Genomic DNA, 17,527 nt, shown 5'->3' on the forward strand with positions numbered 1-17,527 from the left:
CACGGCCGCGACGGTGGGATCGCTGTCCGCGTTCAGCACCCGGTCACCCGCGACGGAACCGACATCCCTTGCCTGGGCGCGGTAGTAGTGCACGTGGTCGCCGTGATCGACCATCCAGGCACCACTGTCGACGATCCGCGCCGACCCCTTGCTGGTCAGGTAGGCGTAACGGCCGTCGCCGGTGACCGCCTGGACGCCGTCCACCCGGCCGGCGTCGGTGACTTCCTCGGTGATCAGGTCGACCACGCGCACCGCACCGGTGCGCGCATCGGCCACGACCAGCCGGGGCTGCGCCTCCGCGGTTTCCTCCGCGCCCTCGACGTAGCCGTGCGGCACGTCCTCCTGTGCGGGTTCCGTGCCACAGCCGGCCACCGGCAGCACGAGGAGCATCGCGGCGATCATCACCGCGTGCTGCCCTCCGGCGCCGGAGATCCGCACCCGGTCGCGGACCTGGGCGCCGATCGCGGCCAGGAAGAACAGCGCGACCGCGATCAGCGCGATGGTCGCGCCGGCGGCAGTGCCCGCGTGCCACGACACGAGCAGCCCGGCGACCGTGGCGGTCACGCCGAGCACCGCCGCGCCGAGCATGATCGTCGGGATGCGGCTCGCCCAGTACGTCGCGGCGGCCGGTGGCGCGATGAGCAGACCGAACACGAGCAACGTGCCGACCACCTGGAACGAGGCCACGATCGCCAGCGTCACCAGGCCGAGCAGCACCGCATGCGCCAACCGCGGCCGCAGACCGAGCGTCTGCGCCTTGCGCGGGTCGAAGGACATCGCGACGAACGCGCGATGCCCCCACAGGGCCACCGGTGCGGCAACGGCCAGAGCGATCGCCAGGTGCACGAGGTCCTGTGTGCGCACCGCCAGCACGTCGCCGAAGAGGAACGCGGTCAGGTCCACCGCGAACGACTCGGAATGAGACACGAGGATCACGCCCAGCGCGAGCATTCCCACGAACAGCAGGCCGATGCTGGTGTCCTGGGAGAACCGTCTGGTGCGTCCGAGCGCTGTCACACCGAACGCCATCGCGCCCGCGCTCGCCGCGGCACCGACGAACAGGTTTCCGCCCAGCAAGGACGCGATCGCAACGCCGGGCAGCATCCCGTGCGACATCGCATCACCGAGAAACGCCATGCCGCGCAACACGACCCATGTCCCAGCTAGTGCGCATAAGCACGAGACGAGCACTCCGGCCCACAACGCGCGCTGTACGAAGGAAACCTCAAAAGGGGCTAGCAACCACTCCACGCCCGGCACCGTATATTGGTAACGATTATCATTACAATCGGATGGAAGGGTGTCATGGCGCACACCTCGAACCAGTCGGCCGTGCGGATTCGCGGGTTGTCCGCCGGTTACGCCCGGCGCACCGTGCTGCACCAGGTGACAGCGGAACTGCCGCGCGCCAAGGTGACGGCGATCGTGGGCCCGAACGGCTCCGGCAAGTCCACATTGCTCGGTGTGCTCGCCGGCGTCATCGCCCCTGCCGCTGGCGACGTGGAGATCGGAACGAGGCGGCCAGCCTTCGTGGTGCGGCACGGTGCCGTCCCGGCCGGGCTGCCCATGACGGTGTGGGAGACGGTCGCCATGGGCCGGTGGGCGCATCGCGGCAGGTGGCGCCGTTTGTCCAACCAGGACAGAAGTCTGGTCGCTTCCTGTTTGGAACGGATGGGCATCGACGATCTGGCGCAGCGGCGGCTCAGCTCACTGTCCGGAGGACAGCGCCAGCGTGCTCTGCTGGCGCAGGCGTTCGCTCAGGAGTCCGACCTGCTGCTGCTCGACGAGCCGGACGCCGGTCTCGACGCACAGGCTCGTCACGACATCTCCGCGGCGATCACTCACGCGAGCGCCGGCGGCGTGACGGTCGTCTGCGTCACGCACGACTTGGGCGCAGCGTCGAACGCGGACCACTGCCTGCTGCTCCAGGACGGCCGGCTCGTCGCTGAAGGCGGTCCGCGCGACGTGCTCGCGATCGACGCAGATCGCAGGCTGGGGCGCGGTGGGGCGTCCGGCGGGATCGTCGCGACCGAGGCGTAGCGGCGATGGCCCGGCGAGCTGAACCCTTCCTCCTTGGGGCCACGGGCCAGTCCAAATCCTCATCTGGTGTGGACGGCTGTTCCTCCGGATGACGCCCGCGGCTCTGATGACGTGTCATCCCCCCGAGTTCACTGAGTGCGGTTGGGCTCCGCCGATGGACTCAGGAGCAGGTCGTGGACGCTGCCGTGCGACTCACGATTCGGTACGGGATCGACGGCTGGACGATCCGCGCGCTCGCGCACGAACTGGAGGTCGCGCAGGCGGTCGTGCACCACCACTGGGGCCGACGGCAGCTCGTGCGCTCGGTGGGGCAGCGCGTGGGCGCGCAAATCCCGCTGCCGGAAGGCGGCCTGCCGTGGCGGCAGTGGTTCGGGACGTGCTTCACAGACGTAAGCCGGGGTGGCGTTGCGTCATTCGGGCATGGCCCGGCATCTCGTGGTGCCCGGCCCGGCCCGGTCGCGGGGGCGCAGCGGGTCATCGATGCAGCTCGCCTTCGGCGGTGAAAGTCGTGCCGGACCAGGTCGTCATTGACCTGCGAGACGGCCTTCCTCCCTTTGCGGGCCGCGATTCTTCCCGAACACGCTCCACCAGGCATCGACCTGGCTGCCTGCGGGCTCGGTTGGAATGGCCATAGTTCCAGCACCAGGACCTTTGTGTCAGTGGCTGCCGGTGAGTTCGCCGCTGAGGGTGCCGTGCATGGTCGCGCTCGGGGTGTTGAGGCCGACGATCTCGACGGTCTTGCCGCGGGCGGCGTACTTCGTGGTGATTGCGTCGAGCGTGGCGACGGAGGAGGCGTCCCAGATGTGGGCGGCGCCGAGGTCGATCACGACCCGGCCGGGGTCGTTCGCGTAGTCGAACTGGTGACGAGGTCGTTGCTGGAGGCGAAGAACAGCTCGCCGGTGACGGTGTAGACGACCTGCTCGCCGTGCGCGTCGAGCACTGGCTTGACCGTGACCAGGTGGGCGACGCGGCGGGCGAAGATGACCATCGCGGTGATGGTGCCGACGATGACGCCGATCGCGAGGTTGTCGGTGGCGACCACGACGGCGACGGTGATGACCATGACGCTGATCTCGCCGGTGGGCATGCGCTTGAGCGTGGCCGGGGCGATGGAGTGCCAGTCGAAGGTGCTGAAGGCGACCAGCACCATCACCGCGACGAGTGCGGCCATCGGGATGTCGAAGACGACCGGGCCGAACACGATGCACAGGATCATCAGAAAGGTGCCGGCGAGGAACGTCGAGAGCCGCGTGCGGGCGCCGGAGGTCTTCAGGTTGATCATGGTCTGGCCGATCATGGCGCAGCCGCCCATGCCGCCGAAGAAGCCGGTGACGACGTTGGCGATGCCCTGGCCGATCGACTCGCGGGTCTTGTTCGAGTGGGTGTCGGTGATGTCGTCGACCAGCTTCGCCGTCATCAGCGACTCCATCAGCCCCACCAGGGCGAAGGCGATCGCGTACGGCAGGATCAACGTCAGGGTCGTCCAAGTGAACGGCACGTCCGGCACTGACTGTGGCGCTGTCCCGCAGGCAGCGTTGGTTCATGTTGTTCGCAGCCCGCGCACACCACCGAAAAGGTGGTGCTCTGATGAGTTTTTAACAAGCAAATAGCGGCTCCTGTCGAGGCGTAACACGGTCCGGCCATGGCGACGATTCGCATCTTGACGAAAGGGGAAACATGCACTCAATCCTGAAGCGCTCTCTTGCTGCCGTGGTGGTTGCTGTCGCGAGCGTCGGGTCGGTTCTCGTGGCGAGTCCCGCCTCGGCAGCTGCTGGCCCGGTCTGCGCCAACGGCGGGTACGAGAAGCGGTGGCTGTGGGAACAGGCGGGCGGCAACAACATCGGCCAGGCCTGCTACTGGGACTCCGGCAACCATCTGAACATCGATGACCAGGAGCAGGACGGGCACTCGCTGGTGTTGCACCTGCGCAACCCCAGCAACGGACGGTCCTGGACCTACTGGGACTCCTCCGGTGCCGAGGGGCCGGGCTCGGTCACCACCGTGACCCAATTCGCGGACAACGTCGTGCTGGAGGGCCGGCTTTGCAAGGGTGAGTGGTCCTCGTCCAACCCGCAGGTCCTGTGGAACACCTGCCGCGCGTTCTCCAACGTCCGACTGTGATCGCCGGGTTGCGAGGAGACGGATCGCGTCGTCTCCTCGCAACCCTGTTCGTCATAGACATGCGCCCTGTCCGCAGGTTCACTGTCAGCAGGTTCTGTCGAGCGTTGCAGCACGATCACGCATGGGCACGCAATCCGCGTGATGCCTGACCGAAGCGGCTTCATCGGGACGACGTCTCCGTTGGCCAGGGAGCGCTCAGGACAAGGAATTTGCGTCTTCTTCGCCTGAGAAGGATCTTGGTTCGGGGACGCGTCGGATCGGCTCGAATTCGTCGTGTAGGCGTCCAGTCAGCGGGAACACCCGGTGTATGGACATGTCGAAGTTGCAGAAAATAGCCACTGCTCCAGGTCCGTTCGCGTCGGTTTACCTCGACGCGTCGCACGACACGGAGGACGCGGCCAAAGTCGCCGAACTGCGCTGGCGCGGGCTACGCGACCAGCTCGCGGACCAGGGCGCTCCGGAGGAAACGCTCGCCGCGCTGGACGAGGCGGTGTCCGCGGCCGACCCGCCTGCCAGCAAGGCCGGGCGGGTGCTGATCGCTTCGGGGTCCAGCGTGCTGGTGGACCAGACGCTGCCGGTGCCGCCGCCGGCCGATGTCGCGCGGTTCTCCTCGCTGCCGGGCCTGCTGCCACTCGCGTCCTACCTCCCTCCGCCGGTACCGCACGTCGTCGTGGTCGCCGACTCGTCCGGCGCCGACATTCACTCTTCCGACGGAAATTCGAACTGGTGGAAGCCGTCCGCGGCAAGCAGCACCCGCTCCACAAGACCGGTGGCGGCGGCTATGCCCACAGGCGGCTGCAGCAGCGTATGGAGGACACCGTCAAGCACAACGTCAAGCAGGTCGCCGACGAGGTGCGACGCCTGGCAAGCGAGGTGCGCGCCGAACTCGTGGTGCTCGGCGGTGAGGTGCAGGCGCGCACGGCGGTGCGCAGTGAGCTCGATCTCGATGACGACCTGATCGTGGAGGTTGAAGGCGCGGGGCTGGCAGGGGGCACCCACGACGAGGTGTTCGACAAGGTCGTGTGCGCTTTCGTCGCGCAGCGTCAACAGCAGCACGACGCCGAGGTGGTCGAGCGGTTTCGCGCCGAGCTCGGCCGTGACGGGCTCGCGGCGGTCACGCACGCACTGCGTCAAGCCAATGTGAACACGCTGGTCGTCAACACCGACGTGCTCGCGAACCAGCAGGTGTGGACGAGCAGCCAGCCCGGTCAGGTCGGCGCCGACGAGGCCAGCGTTCGTCCGAGCGCCGACGATCCGTCCGAAGTGGAGCGCAACCGCGCGGACGACGCGTTGGCGCGTGCGATGGCCGTGACGCCAAGGAGTCTGGACTTCTGCCGTCGATGGGCTCGATCGGCGACTGCTTCGATAACGCCATGATCGAATCGTTCTGGGGACGCGTACAGACCGAGCTGCTTGACCGCGGTCGATGGCGCACCCGCCTCGAGTTGGCCAACGCCCTGTTCGAGTACCTCGAGATGTTACACAACCGCCGCCAGCGTCACACCGCACTCGGCATGCTCACACCAATCGAGTACGAACTCCAACACGCCAAGATCGCTCCCGTAGCTTGAACTCCAGTAACCCGACTCCGTCAAACGGGGTGAGGATCAGTCTCCGAGCTACCGGGGGAACCTCAGCATCTCAGGCCAATCTCGGCGTGGTCGAGCTGTCAGTTGCCAGAATTCTCACCTGTAGGAAGAACCGCGCGGCTTGTTGAGACAGTGTTGCCCAGCGTGTGCCTGGATTGGCAGCCACCGATGGTTCTCTCCGGCGGGGAGGCCGGGACGCTGGTGGCGTCCCGGCCTCAGGGAGGGTGGTCAGCGGGCCGCGCGGATGATCAGGTCCGTGACGGCTTCCGGCTCGGACACCGTCACCGCGTGCGACGCGCGAGGCAGTTCGACGACGCCACGTGCCTTGGCTCGCTTCGCCATGAACTGCTGTGCCTCCAGCGGGATGGTCTTGTCCTTGCCGGTCAGCAGGAACCAGGACGGGATTGTGTGCCAGGCCGGTGGGCCGGAGGCCTCGGCCAGCGCGGCGTCACGAACGGGGCGCTGTGTCGCGGCGGCGAGTTCCGCTGTGTCGCGAGCGACGTCCGCGGCGAAATAGGAGCGAAACTTGTCCTGCTGGATCACGAGGTCGAACGTGCCGTCGCCCAGCTCGATCTTGTCAAGCGCCTCGCCGAGGACGTTGCCGGGGTACTTGTTGGCCAGGTCGAACGTGCTCTCACCAGGTTCCGGTGCGAAGGACGCGATGTAGACGAGGCCCTTCACGTTGGGATTTCCGGTGGCGGCGTTGGACAGGACCATGCCGCCGTAGGAGTGTCCGGCGATGACGACGGGCCCGCTGATCGTGCTCAGCACCTGGCGCACGTAGGCGGCGTCACCGCTGAGCGAGCGCAGCGGGTTGGCGACCGCGATGACGGGATATCCCTTGCGCTTCAGGCGTTTCACGACGCCGTTCCAGCTGGCCGATTCTGCGAACGCGCCGTGCACGAGGACGACTGTCGGCTTCGGGGGCTTTGGCTTCTGATCCGCTGTGGCCGACGGCACCACCGCCGTCATCGCGAGCACGGCCGCTACCAGCGTGAGCGCCTTCCGGATGCGCATTGTGTTCCTTTCACGGGCACCATTCCGAGGAGGTGCATCGAGTGCAAGTAGATCGAGCACGATTAGATATTGCACGATGGAACTTACCGAAAGGGTCCGCTGCTCGCTACGTGTTGTGGCTCTCCTCAGCGCGTGGTGCTCTGCTGATCCCTGCCGCAGGCACTGCGGATGATGAGGAACTCCTCGTCGTCCATGATCAACGTGGCCTGGAACCGGGTGGCCGTCTTCGTGTGGATCTCACACAAGTCGCGGGCGTCGTGAGTAAGTTCCACGAGAACGGAGTGCTTGTTACTCGGCTGTCTCATCCGCATCACCAGCCCGCTGCTGCCGAGTCGGTCGATCATCGGTGACAACGTGTAGTAGAGGCTGAGCTTGTGCAGAAGTTCACGGATCGGACATGGTCCCCGCTCCTGCGGCAGGGCCAGTACCAGGAATTTCGCTTCCGGCGATGAGTGCGGGGCAGCTGCCGTTCACCGTGAAGAACCGATGGAATACGGCCTCGCCGCCCACTGCAGCGTTGGCGTGGAGATGCCGAGCTTGTGTCAGACCGTGGCGTGGGTGCTTCAGGGCTGCTCGACTTCGGCAGTCACCGGCCTGATCGCACCGGTCTACGCGAGCCGCACCACGAACCGGTTGCGGGAGAAGGAGAGTCAGGAGAGGTTCTGTAGTGCCCTCCGGGTTTCGGAGAGGCACGCGGCCCGTCAAGACGCCACGGCGCCCTGACGGGCCGAGTTTCGGTCTCTTGCAACGCGCTCACGTTCGTGTAACTGCCTCAGGGCGGCTCTGCTTATGCGACAGCTTCAGCTCGAACATCGCCCAGGTCGTACACGGCGGTCACCGATAGCGAAGTGCGCGTGCCGACCGCGGTGGCCGAGGACCGGGATCGGCGCGGTCCTTGAAGACAAGCTAGGCAAGGGCGAACCGGACTGGGTACTCTCGGTAGGCGAAGTGTTGCCTTCTCGAAGCGCGGGATTCGTTGCGACTCATGTCATCCACGCTGTCCGCACATGACATTGTGGTGTACCTGCAGTGAGCCCTTTTCATCCTGGTCTGGATGTGTTGGTGGGCAAGGGTTTGCGGTCGGGACGGGTTGCTGCGGTCACGGCGTGTCGGACCCTGGGCTTGGCGAAGGCCTCTGGTAACAGAGCCATCGACCAAGACCGCTCCGCAGCACCAGGGGCTCACATGCTGTTCTATCGTGCCGCGCTGCCGTTGTCACCTCGGACCCTGAGATACGTGTCCGGCCTGATCCGCGCGCACCGCAGGAAAATGGGATCGCGGTGGCGCCGTCTCGATCCCGCCCAGCAGGCTCTCCTGGTGCTGGTTCACCTGCGGGAAGGAGAGCCGTTCGCCGAGGTCGGCGCCGGGTTCGGGGTCTCGGCCTCCACGTGCTGGCGGTATGTCCACGAGACCGTCGAGCTCCTCGCGTCCGCGTCGCCGAAGCTGCGGCAGGCGCTGTGCACGGCGAAGCGCCAGGGCTGGGCCTACGTGGTCCTGGACGGGACGCTGATCCCGATCGACCGGATCGCCGCCGACCGGCCGCTCTACTCCGGCAAGCACAATATCCACGGGGTGAACCTGCAAGTGATCGCCTCCCCGAACGGCACGATCCTGCGGGTCTCCGGTGACCTGCCCGGCAGCACCCACGACACCGCCGCGGCCCGGATCTGGAACAATCCTCCGCCCTGCGCGAGACAGGGCTGATCGCTTTGAGCGACAAGGGCTACCACGGCTACGACCCGACCGGCCGCCACGTGATCACCCCCGTACAAGGGCCGCAACAAACCCGAGTCACAGAAGGACGCCAACCGCGCCCACGCCCGCCTGCGCGGACCCGGCGAACGCGCCAACGCCCAGCTCAAGACCTGGCGCGTGCTGCACAAGCTCCGCTGCTGCCCCCGCCGAACTGGCCGAATCGCCAAAGCCATCCACGTCCTACAGAACTACGAGATCACCGCAGGATGAAAAACGCTCAGTCCAGGAGTGAAGCGGATCCGTGGTTGAGTTCCATCCAGTTCTTTCTGTCGTCGGTCGCCGGCACGGCCGATTCGGAAGACAAGGTGAAGGGCACGGACGCGGCTCCGACCGTTGCCTGGCTGTGTCATGTCTCCGGCACCTTGCGGATGGCCGTGGCATGTACCGTTCAGGCCTCCTGACGCACTTTCATCGCCGAAGCTCGCCCTGCGTCAGGCCGGTGCACTGTGGACCACTGAACTCAGTTCACCCTGACACGCAGGGAACTGCAACGCTTGCCAGACGACTCCGTCGAGCCGCCGGGCGGAGAACCTCTGCCGGCTGGCGGTGTTCCGTCACTCTCGCCGGTGCGCCTCCGGCCGATCGCGATGCTGTACACCACTGCGAGCAGCCGACCACGAACTGATCTCTTGCTGTCGCCCAGCACCTCCGGGTTCCGCCATGCCCTGAGGAACACCTCCTGGGCGACATCCTCGGCGGTCGTGCGATCACCACATAGCCGTGTCGCGTACGCCAATACCGCTCTTCCATGCTCTTCGAACAGCCAGCGAATGAGCACCTCATCGGCCAGAGAACTACGTGCGTGGACCATCGCCTCGTCTTTCGACCCTTCTACCAGCCAGCCTGGTCGTTCAGTTCAGGTTTACTCAGTTGCCAAGCCGGCGGACGGTCTTCCGGCCACAAAGGACACTTGTGCTCACTGTTTCGCACCTTGAGATCGAGTTCCTTTGTGTAGGTAGCAGTTTTGACGAGTTGCGTGCTCTTCGCGTGGGCTGTGATCGATGGGCGAGAGTGCGTAAGCGGAGGCCGGTCCCGACTGCCAGTTCTAGCGAGAAGCCGACGGTGCTGCCCGTCGCAGGTTGGCGTGGAGGTAGGAATCGGCCGCACCCCGTCTTCTGTTCCGGCGGGCCGTGTGGGAGATCTGCTCCATCGCGGCGGCGATGTGCGAGATGATCAACTGTCAGGCAGCCGTGACCGTCTGCCCGATGTCGTCTTCAAGGCCATTCGTAAGCTGGCCAGGCAGAAACTGAGGATGTGCCTGGCGGTGTCGCCGCACGATCCGGCCGGGGAGCCGCGAAACCAACACCTCGCGTTGAAACACAACGGTGAGGTGTTGGTTCTCATCAGGACTTCGTCGTCAGAGGTGGGTCTCACACGAGTGGCAAGGAGACGCTGGAGGCGGCACCACCGCGGTGACCGGTGGTGCCGCCTTGCCCTGACGGGGCGTTGGGCCGCAAGATCGGCGCCGACCCGTGTTATTAGGGGTGCGGGCCGACGGAACTGCTTGTCGTGCTGTGCCTCGCTGTACGAGCCGTAGGACGACGTTCTCCTCGTACCTCGGCACCGGGTCGGTAGCCGTGCCGAACGGGTTGTTCTGGCGCTGTCAGTCGGTGAGAGCGGGGTAGTCGGTGTAGCCGGCGGCGCCGCCGCCGTAGATCAGTTCGGGCCGCAGCTCGTTGAGCGGGGTGTCGTTGAACAGGCGGTGGGGGAGGTCGGGGTTGGCGATGAAGGGGCGACCGAAGGCGATGGCGTCGGCCCAGCCGGCCTCCAAGACCCGAGCGCTCTTGGTGGCGGTGTAGTTGCCGGCGGCGATGATGACGCCGTTGAAGGCTTCCCGCAGCTTGATGCGGAAGTCGTCGTCGAGCTCGGGGCCGTCGGCCCAGTCGGGCTCGCACAGGTGGAGGTAGCCCAGTTCCCTGCGGTTGAGCTCGCTGGCGATGTGCAGGCCCATTTCCAGACCGTCGGAGTCGTCGAGCCCACCGAACTTGATCATGGGGGAGATGCGCATGCCGACGTGGGCCGCGTCCCAGGCGTCCACGACGGCGTCGACCACCTCGAGCGGGAACCGGGCGCGGTTGTCGATGCTGCCGCCGTACTCGTCGTCACGCTGGTTGCTGCTGATCGACATGAACTGCTGCAGCAGGTATCCGTTGGCGCCATGGATCTCGACCATGTCGAACCCGGCGCTCCGGGCGTTGACGGTGGCGCGCCGGTAGTCCTCGACGATGCCGGGCAACTCCTCGACGGTCAGCGCACGCGGGGTCGGGCAGGGGGCCGTGACCAGCTCTCCGTCGGGGCCTTGGATGGTGGTGGTGCCCCTGAAGGGAACGGCACTGGCGGAGACGCCCGGTTCGCCACCCTGGAAGACGGAGTGGGTGACACGGCCGACGTGCCACAGCTGCAGAGCGATCTTGCCCCCCTTGTCGTGGACGGCGTCGGTGATTCGGCGCCATCCGGCGATCTGCTCGTCGGTGTGGATGCCGGGCGTGGCGAAGTAGCCCTTGCCCTGAGGGCTGATCTGCGAGCCTTCGGTGACGATCAGGCCGGCGCCGGCGCGCTGGGTGTAGTACTCGCTCATCAGGTCGGTGGGAACGTCGCCGGGCTGGGCGGAACGCATGCGGGTCATCGGAGCCATGAAGACTCGGTTGGTGGTGCTGAAGGCGGGCAGGCTGAGTGAATCGCGCAGAGTAGGCATGGCTGTCCCTTCAGGCGGCGTCGGCCGTCCGTGATCGGTGTTGATGTGAGGTTGTCGCCAGGCACTTCGTCGTGCCGGCGGCGCAGCGGCTCAGTGGATGCCGTGAACGTCGAGGAGCGCCTCGACCGCCTGCCGGATCGTGGCCGGGTAGTGGCCGGTCAGCAGGGCGTAGTCGGCGGCGCCGGTGTGCAGCACCACGAGCTGTTCGGCCAGCGATTCCGAATCGTGTGCACCGGCTATGTCCGCCTGACGGCGGACATAGCCGTGCAACTGGCTCTTGTGGAAACAAGCCTGGCGCACCGCGGGGTGCGACGGGTCCCGGAACTCGGTGGCGATGTTGATGAAGAAACACCCGGAGAACTCCGGGGCCGCGCAGTACGCGCGCTGGGCGTCGAAAACGCCCAGCAGCCGCTCCCGCGGCGAAGCGTCATCGCTTTCGTCGGGGAAGTCCTGCACGGCCATGTCGCCGCAACGGTCCAGGACCTCTGCGAGGAGCTCGTCCTTCGACCGGAACTGCTTGTAAAGGGTCTTCTTCGAGATGCCCAGTTCCGCCGCCAAGCGGTCCACACCCACTGCGTGGAACCCCTCGCGGTGAAACAGACTGGTGGCGTGGGCGACCAATCGGCTCCTCGTGTCTTCGGCGGGCATGAAACCATGCTAGCACAGAGGAAACAGATCTGTTTCCAGTGTGCCGTGCATCTCCTCGACCGACACGAAGGGCCGTTTGGGACGATGTCGCGCCGGAAGGCGGCCAACCGGTCCGACCGCGTGGTCGTCACCTGGGCCGATGGGGACTACTGGAAGAGCGAGCTGTACGCGTTGAGCGCTGGCTGGCCACCCAAGTGGGCGTACAGAACGGTGGAGTCGCGGTTGATTTCACCGGACGACACCAGGTGGATGAGACCCGCCAGCGACTTCCCCTCGTACACCGGGTCGGTGATCATGCCTTCCAGGCTCGCACCTAGGCGCATCGCCTCCACAGTGGACTCGTCAGCGAGACCGTACACTCCTGCGTGGAATCGACTGTCCAGCAGAATGTGCTCGTCGGACACGCTGACACCCCGCAGGGTGGCGGTGTTGTGTGCGATCCGGGTGATCTGCGCCAGTGTCTCGGCAGGCTTGGCGGAGGCGTCGATGCCCAGGACTCGGCGGCGAGGATCTCCCGCGAAACCCGCCACCATGCCGGCTTGGGTGCTACCGGTCACCGAGCAGACGACGATCGTGTCGAAGAAGACCCCGAGAGCCGCTTCCTGTTCGCGGACCTCGTCGGCCCACGACGCGAACCCCAATCCGCCCAACGGGTGGTCGGAGGCGCCGGCGGGGATGGCGTACGGCTTGCCACCCGCAGCGCGGACCTCCTCGACCACCTTTTCCCAGGCCGGTTTCACGCCAATGCCGAAGTCGGCGTTCACCAGCCGGACATCGGCTCCCATCATGCGGCTGAGCAGGATGTTGCCCACTCGGTCGCTGCCGACATCGGTCCACTCGACCCAGCTTTCCTGCACGAGCACGGCTTTCAGGCCGGCGCGTGCCGCCGCGGCGGCCACCTGACGGGTGTGGTTGGACTGGACGCCGCCGATGGACACCAGAGTGTCGCATCCCTGTGCCAAGGCGTCGGCCACCAGATACTCGAGCTTGCGGGTCTTGTTACCCCCGTAGGCGAGGCCCGAGTTGCAGTCCTCGCGCTTCGCCCAGACCCGCGCACCACCGAGATGGGCGGTCAGCCGCTCCAGCTCATGTACCGGAGAGGGGCCGTGCAGCAGCGGAAACTTGTTCACAGTTCCTCCACCAAGGTACTCCAGTTCTCGTCCACCAGGCGGGCCGCCAGCTGGCCGTCATGCTGCTCACATGCCTCGATGATCTGCTGGTGCTGCGTCACGGAGTGACGCGCAGCAGGCGAGGAGAAACGCTGGTATTCGGCACGGCGCACCAGCGGTGTGAAGCGGTCGATCGTCGCCTCGACGGCCGAGTTGCCACAGCGATGCACTGCCACGGCGTGAAACTCGTCATCCGCCGCCAGTGCGGCGGCAGCGTCGTTCGCGTCGAGTGCCCTGGTGAACGCGTCGTTCGCCGCGCGCATCGCGGCGAGGTCGTCGGGCGTCGTCATCGGCGCGGCCACGCCTGCGGCGAGTGCGTGCATCGCCTTCACGACGACGAAGGCATCACGGACCGGCTTCACGTCCAGAGCGGTCACCCTGGTGTAGCTGTGGGGCTTGCTCTCGACGAGGCCTTCGTCAGCCAGCTTCGCCAGCGCCTCCCGCACGGGGGTGCGGGACAGGCCCAGCTTCTCCGCGAGCTCTACATCCTTGATCGCGGAGCCCGGCTCCAGTTCACCACGCACAATCGCAGATCGGATCTCTGCGGCTGCACGCTCCTTCAGTGAGCCATATCCAATATATTGCACAGCCCGAGGTTAGGCCGTGGAAGGCCGTTTCGCAACGGGCAACTCCATCACAGGCCGACCAGGCTGGTGATCACGCGATGTCTGCCGGAGCGTCCTGTTCGGTGGTCGGTCCAGTACTTCGCATGGCCGAGGTGTCGACCGGCATCGGCCCGTTCGTGGCAGAGGGTGCCGAGACTCTGGAGCCCCTCCCCACCTCCATCTTCAACGGCAGGTGCAGGTGCGCCTCTGAGCGAGGCGGCGCCGGGGTGGCTGGAGGGCGGGTGGTCCCAGGTTCCTGACCCGGCGCTACTCCCTCCGTCGAGATCGGCCTGGCTTTCGGTGAAGTCGCCCGAGGTGACGTCATCGAACCCGTGCTGGCCCGGACCGCGACAACCGCGTGATCATTTCTTGCATCCTCGACCGCCGCCTCGCCTATCGGGGCGGGTAATTGAAAGTTCAGCGACAGCGGGAGAATCGTCCGGGTAGCGAAAATGAAACCGGAGGACAGTAATGCCGAAGACCCGGTGGTTGGACGAAGAGGAGCAGGCGACCTGGCGCGCATTCCTGCTTGCTGGCAAGCTCTTGATGGACGGTTGGATCGCGACCTGAAACGAGGATCGGGGCTTTCTTTCGCCTATTACGACCGACGTGCTGTCGAAGTTGTCCGAGGCGCCCGGCTGGTCGATGCGGATGGCAGACCTCGCCGCAGCGTGTGTGTTCGACCGCAGCAGGTTGAGTCACGCGATCGACCGCCTGGCCAGGGACGCCTGGGTCTGCAGAGAGGCAGCCGGCACCGATGGCAGGGTCAGTTGGCCGTAGTCGCCGCCGAGGGGTCAAGGAGGTGTGACGTGCCGCGCGCCGACACGTCGATCAGGTCCGCACGCTGGTCTTCGATCGTCTCAGTCGCAAGCAGCGGCAGGCGCTGCGTGAGATCAGTGCGGTGCTGGCGACCGGAATGGCCGATGAGCGACGCTGGTCAGACTGAGTTGAACGCTTCGAGCGGTGGGCCGTGCTCTTCAGGTCCGTGTGTCGACCGCGCGGGCGTCTTGCGACAACCAGCCGGCGAGCAGTGCTTCGCTGATCTCGTACGGTGCACTGCCCCGGTCGGGAGTGAGTCGGTCCAAGGCGTGCGACCGCACCGGCTCGACGTGACTTGACGCGGCCCGTCGGTCGACGGCCATGTGTTCGTTGCCGGATGACTGTTGGGACTGGAGCTCATGTCCCTGTGCTGGAGCGCCTCCGGCTGCTGGCGCGAAGCTCGTCATATTCCCGGTCCCTCATCGGGCGGCCCACGTCCGCTCCGGCAAGCCGAACTCGGGTAGTTGAACTTTCAGCATGGTGTTTGCTACGGTGGTGTGCAAGATGAAATTTCAACTAGTATGAAGGTGTTGCTGGTGACTACCGCAGTTAACCTCGCTGTCATCTACTATTCCTCCACCGGAACAGGTACGGCGATCGCCAACGAGATCGCGATCGCCGCCGAGGAGGCCGGAGCCGTTGTCCGGGTCCGCAAGGTGGCTGAACTTGCACCGCAAGTGGCTATCGACTCCAATCTGGCGTGGGCTGCTCACCACGCGGCCACGGCGGATGTGCCGGCGCCTACCGAGGACGATCTCTCTTGGGCGGACGCGATCATCTACGGATCACCGACCCGCTTCGGGAACGTGGCCTCTCAGCTCAAGCAGCACCTCGACACTCTGTCGTCGCTGTGGCAGACCGGTGCTCTGGCTGACAAGGTGTACAGCGGTTTCACCTCGACCGCCACCTTGCACGGCGGACACGAATCGACGCTGCTCGCCTTGTACAACACCTTCCACCATTTCGGCGGTGTCATCGTGCCTCCGGGCTACACCAGTCCGGTCAAGTTCGTGGATGGAAACCCCTATGGCACTTCCCACCACGCCGTCGCGGGTTCCGAACCGGGTGACATCGGCGACGACACCCGCAACGCTGCGCGTCATCAGGCCGAGCGTGTAGTCGGCATCGCGCGTGCCCTCAAGCAGGGGTCTGCGAAACGAGCGGTGTAACTCGCAATGCCACGTAGTTAGGTGGCCGGGCCGGGACTTTGAACAGTGGTGTAACTCCTGGCCATGGAGCGCACCTGATGACCGACATGATGTCCGGCGTGGCGAACGTCGAGGACTCGAAGCCCGCGACCGGCCTGGGCGAGCAGTTCGTCGCGCAGCTGGTGAGTAGTGCCGCGGCGAGCGGGCTGAAGCTGAGCGGTGAGGGCGGGATGCTGCAGCAGTCGACCAAGTTGCGCTGGAGTCCGCGCTCACCGACCGCCTCGGCTATGACAAGCACGACCTGACCGGCTGCGGGACCGGCGATTCGCGCAACTGGACCCAGGTCCGATCACCGCGATGCGGTTGTTCCGTCCCTTCCACGCCGGACCGTCAGGATCGATCACAGTGCCGTCGCCGTTACGGACCTCACCGGATAGGCGTCGCTGGACGTAGTCGCTCGGCCGGTCGCTGACCACGAGTTTGGTGACCTCCGGGCGCTTCGCATGGCGCTCGGAATGCCATTGCGCCGTAGACGCCTTGTAACCCAGGTCGTAGGTCCGGGTTGAGGCGTTGTGGCGCCGTTCCCGCGAAAACGTCGAGGCATTCCGGCGAAGCCACCGGGCGATCAGGCGCACGCCGAGGCATCGAGCGCGCAACGGCATGATGTTCCCGCGCTCGACGAACGACAAGTGCCGCCCGCAGACCGTTGTGGACAATTGGGGTTCGCCCGCCAGCGTGGCGGATCCACCGGTAACCGACCGGTGCCGACGCGCCAGTCTCCTCCGACGCTTCGTCAGCAAGGACGCCGCTGACGATGGAGCCCCAGAACGCGACACGCCCTTCCAGTCAGGCAACCGTCGGCCGCCCAGGTGACGGGATCTGTCTCGGCCCATACGCCATCGCTCCACCTCCGGTCCGCGGGTGTTCCGACGATCAGTTGGATCCGCCCAGCGGCAGTTCGGTGTGTCATAGCACCACACTGAACGCAAAATAGTTGAAATTTCAGCGGACAGTGCTAGTCTGGATGTAGAGCTGAAATTTCAACTACATGAAGGTGGTTCGCGGTGGATCGCTTGACAGGTAAGGTCGTGATCGTCACTGGCGCGGCAGGGGGGCTGGGGTTATCCGGAGTGCGTGCGATGGCGGCCGAGGGTGCGCGCGTTGTGATGATGGACCTGTCCCCTGCTGTCCGCGGCCGAGCGGAAGGGCTTGCGTCAGAGGGTTTTGACGTCACTCCGTACGTCGGTGACGTCTCTTCCGAGAGCGACATGGCCGGCGTCGTGGCACTCGCCGAGAAGACCTACGGCGGACTCCACGTCCTGTGGAACAACGCTGGACTGGTGAGCGGTGGATGGATCAACCAGGACACCGACGTGGTTGGAGTCAGTCGTGACTACCTCATGCGGACCCTGGACGTGAACCTGGTCAGCGTGTTCCTCGGCAGCAAGTATGCCGTTCCGGTGATGGCGCGGTCCGGGGGTGGATCGATCATCAACACCTCGTCGGTCCAGTCCGCGGGAGGCGACCTGGCGCTTGTTGCCTACGGCACGAGCAAGGCCGCGATCAACTACTTGACGAAGTCGGTGGCCACATCGTTCGGGCATCTTGGTATCCGCAGCAACGCGCTCGCGCCTGGGCTGATCCCGCCACCCGCAGCGGAAGATGCGGTTGCCGGGACGCACCAGCTCGAGGAGGTGGCGCCATTGCAGCTGGTGCTGGACTCCCAGATGCTTGGCACCGTCGGTGAACAGGCCGACGTCGCCAACGCTGTCGTCTTCCTCGCGTCGGACGAGTCCAAGTTCATCACCGGTCAGCTGATCTACGTCGACGGCGGCATGACCGGACATCTGCCGACGCTGTCCGACCGTCGCAAGCGGGCAGCTGCCTGACTCCGACTGAGCGATCCACGAAGGACACTGAG

General features: G+C 65.9%; 16 protein-coding genes and 4 pseudogenes. 10 read left to right on the plus strand and 10 right to left on the minus strand.

Features of this window, described 5'->3' with window-relative positions; all coding sequences use genetic code 11:
- Positions 1-432: 432 nt before the first annotated feature.
- A pseudogene (aztB, locus tag AB0M48_RS11910) lies at positions 433-1,251 on the minus strand (zinc ABC transporter permease AztB); the annotation flags it as partial.
- 54 nt (positions 1,252-1,305) lie between these two features.
- Between aztB and aztA the strand changes: the two are divergent.
- Together aztA and AB0M48_RS11920 are read left to right on the plus strand one after the other, a co-directional pair.
- Positions 1,306-2,040 carry a zinc ABC transporter ATP-binding protein AztA gene (aztA, locus tag AB0M48_RS11915; protein ID WP_363839414.1) on the plus strand — a complete coding sequence of 245 codons (735 nt, stop codon included), beginning with the start codon at positions 1,306-1,308 and terminating at the stop codon, positions 2,038-2,040.
- A 185-nt stretch (positions 2,041-2,225) separates the two neighbouring features.
- The gene (locus tag AB0M48_RS11920) at positions 2,226-2,543 is read left to right on the plus strand and encodes a hypothetical protein (RefSeq protein WP_363839417.1); all 318 of its coding nucleotides are present in this window, start codon (positions 2,226-2,228) and stop codon (positions 2,541-2,543) included.
- Between the two features lie 153 nt (positions 2,544-2,696).
- Here the strand turns inward: AB0M48_RS11920 and AB0M48_RS11925 are convergent.
- A pseudogene (locus AB0M48_RS11925) lies at positions 2,697-3,547 on the minus strand (SulP family inorganic anion transporter); the annotation flags it as partial.
- A 170-nt stretch (positions 3,548-3,717) separates the two neighbouring features.
- Between AB0M48_RS11925 and AB0M48_RS11930 the strand changes: the two are divergent.
- The 3 genes from AB0M48_RS11930 to AB0M48_RS11940 all read left to right on the plus strand — a co-directional run bounded on the left by AB0M48_RS11930 (position 3,718) and on the right by AB0M48_RS11940 (position 5,732).
- A complete protein-coding gene (locus AB0M48_RS11930; RefSeq protein WP_363839421.1) occupies positions 3,718-4,161 on the plus strand; it encodes a hypothetical protein in 444 nt (147 codons plus the stop codon).
- A gap of 303 nt (positions 4,162-4,464) precedes the next feature.
- On the plus strand, positions 4,465-5,538 hold the full coding sequence (locus AB0M48_RS11935) for a Vms1/Ankzf1 family peptidyl-tRNA hydrolase (protein WP_363839424.1): 1,074 nt from the start codon (positions 4,465-4,467) through the stop codon (positions 5,536-5,538).
- Positions 5,535-5,732 carry an IS3 family transposase gene (locus AB0M48_RS11940; protein WP_363839428.1) on the plus strand — a complete coding sequence of 66 codons (198 nt, stop codon included), beginning with the start codon at positions 5,535-5,537 and terminating at the stop codon, positions 5,730-5,732. The genes AB0M48_RS11935 and AB0M48_RS11940 overlap by 4 nt, the downstream gene beginning before the upstream one ends.
- 246 nt (positions 5,733-5,978) lie before the next feature.
- On the opposite strand, the gene AB0M48_RS11945 is transcribed toward AB0M48_RS11940, so the two are convergent.
- A complete protein-coding gene (locus tag AB0M48_RS11945; protein ID WP_363839932.1) occupies positions 5,979-6,722 on the minus strand; it encodes an alpha/beta hydrolase in 744 nt (247 codons plus the stop codon).
- Positions 6,723-6,892: 170 nt separating this feature from the next.
- Positions 6,893-7,198, minus strand: a complete 306-nt coding sequence (locus AB0M48_RS11950; RefSeq protein WP_363839936.1) for a hypothetical protein — start codon at positions 7,196-7,198, stop codon at positions 6,893-6,895.
- Positions 7,199-8,036: 838 nt separating this feature from the next.
- Here AB0M48_RS11950 and AB0M48_RS11955 point away from each other — a divergent pair.
- Positions 8,037-8,732, plus strand: a pseudogene (locus tag AB0M48_RS11955) (transposase family protein).
- Between the two features lie 250 nt (positions 8,733-8,982).
- Here the strand turns inward: AB0M48_RS11955 and AB0M48_RS11960 are convergent.
- The 5 genes from AB0M48_RS11960 to AB0M48_RS11980 all read right to left on the minus strand — a co-directional run bounded on the left by AB0M48_RS11960 (position 8,983) and on the right by AB0M48_RS11980 (position 13,621).
- Positions 8,983-9,333 carry a sigma factor gene (locus AB0M48_RS11960; protein ID WP_363839431.1) on the minus strand — a complete coding sequence of 117 codons (351 nt, stop codon included), beginning with the start codon at positions 9,331-9,333 and terminating at the stop codon, positions 8,983-8,985.
- 792 nt (positions 9,334-10,125) lie between these two features.
- Positions 10,126-11,217: an alkene reductase gene (locus AB0M48_RS11965; protein ID WP_363839434.1), complete on the minus strand. Its 1,092-nt coding sequence runs from the start codon at positions 11,215-11,217 to the stop codon at positions 10,126-10,128.
- A 90-nt stretch (positions 11,218-11,307) separates the two neighbouring features.
- The gene (locus AB0M48_RS11970) at positions 11,308-11,865 is read right to left on the minus strand and encodes a TetR/AcrR family transcriptional regulator (RefSeq protein WP_363839437.1); all 558 of its coding nucleotides are present in this window, start codon (positions 11,863-11,865) and stop codon (positions 11,308-11,310) included.
- 146 nt (positions 11,866-12,011) lie between these two features.
- A complete protein-coding gene (locus AB0M48_RS11975; protein ID WP_363839440.1) occupies positions 12,012-12,995 on the minus strand; it encodes a 1-aminocyclopropane-1-carboxylate deaminase in 984 nt (327 codons plus the stop codon).
- Entirely contained in the window at positions 12,992-13,621 is a 630-nt protein-coding gene (locus AB0M48_RS11980; RefSeq protein ID WP_363839443.1) for a GntR family transcriptional regulator, read from the minus strand. The genes AB0M48_RS11975 and AB0M48_RS11980 overlap by 4 nt, the downstream gene beginning before the upstream one ends.
- A 615-nt stretch (positions 13,622-14,236) precedes the next feature.
- Here AB0M48_RS11980 and AB0M48_RS11985 point away from each other — a divergent pair.
- The 3 genes from AB0M48_RS11985 to AB0M48_RS11995 all read left to right on the plus strand — a co-directional run bounded on the left by AB0M48_RS11985 (position 14,237) and on the right by AB0M48_RS11995 (position 15,911).
- Positions 14,237-14,419, plus strand: a complete 183-nt coding sequence (locus AB0M48_RS11985) for a helix-turn-helix domain-containing protein (protein ID WP_363839939.1) — start codon at positions 14,237-14,239, stop codon at positions 14,417-14,419.
- A 575-nt stretch (positions 14,420-14,994) separates the two neighbouring features.
- Positions 14,995-15,627: an NAD(P)H:quinone oxidoreductase gene (wrbA, locus tag AB0M48_RS11990; protein WP_363839446.1), complete on the plus strand. Its 633-nt coding sequence runs from the start codon at positions 14,995-14,997 to the stop codon at positions 15,625-15,627.
- Between the two features lie 77 nt (positions 15,628-15,704).
- On the plus strand, positions 15,705-15,911 hold the full coding sequence (locus AB0M48_RS11995; protein ID WP_363839450.1) for a hypothetical protein: 207 nt from the start codon (positions 15,705-15,707) through the stop codon (positions 15,909-15,911).
- A gap of 28 nt (positions 15,912-15,939) precedes the next feature.
- On the opposite strand, the pseudogene AB0M48_RS12000 reads toward AB0M48_RS11995, so the two are convergent.
- A pseudogene (locus AB0M48_RS12000) lies at positions 15,940-16,506 on the minus strand (helix-turn-helix domain-containing protein); the annotation flags it as partial.
- A gap of 164 nt (positions 16,507-16,670) precedes the next feature.
- On the opposite strand from AB0M48_RS12000, the gene AB0M48_RS12005 reads away from it, so the two are divergent.
- Entirely contained in the window at positions 16,671-17,495 is an 825-nt protein-coding gene (locus AB0M48_RS12005) for an SDR family oxidoreductase (protein WP_363839453.1), read from the plus strand.
- The last annotated feature ends 32 nt before the right edge of the window (positions 17,496-17,527 follow it).

The organism is Lentzea sp. NPDC051208 (genome assembly GCF_040682435.1).
GTDB classification, from domain to species: domain Bacteria; phylum Actinomycetota; class Actinomycetes; order Mycobacteriales; family Pseudonocardiaceae; genus Lentzea; species Lentzea kristufekii.